Annotated in this window: 1 pseudogene; it reads right to left on the bottom strand. The window is 33.1% G+C overall.

Going from position 1 to position 242, the window contains the following annotated elements:
• Positions 1-242, bottom strand: a pseudogene (locus tag KI363_RS21890) (IS21 family transposase); the annotation flags it as partial.

The raw sequence follows: 242 nt of genomic DNA, 5'->3' as shown, positions 1-242 counted from the left end.
TGGAGATGTCGAATATTGTTTTGTATCTACATTGACGATTCCATATTTGTCTGATTTCAATTCCTCATATCGAGCACATTCAAATCCCTTTTCAGGCAACATAAGAAAGCTATTTAAATCCTCTTCAAACAATTTTGACTGAAGGATCTTTTTATCGTAATGTAGTCGATCACGATCTTTTTCTGCCATTTCCCATAATGTTTCATTGAAATGATCAACGTTTATAATCCTATTTTCCGGTA

It is taken from the genome of Lederbergia ruris (genome assembly GCF_018332955.1).
Taxonomy (GTDB): Bacteria; Bacillota; Bacilli; order Bacillales; family Bacillaceae_C; genus Lederbergia; species Lederbergia ruris.
The sequence above is the reverse complement of the archived record's forward strand: the minus strand, read 5'-3'. Positions and strand labels throughout refer to the sequence as shown.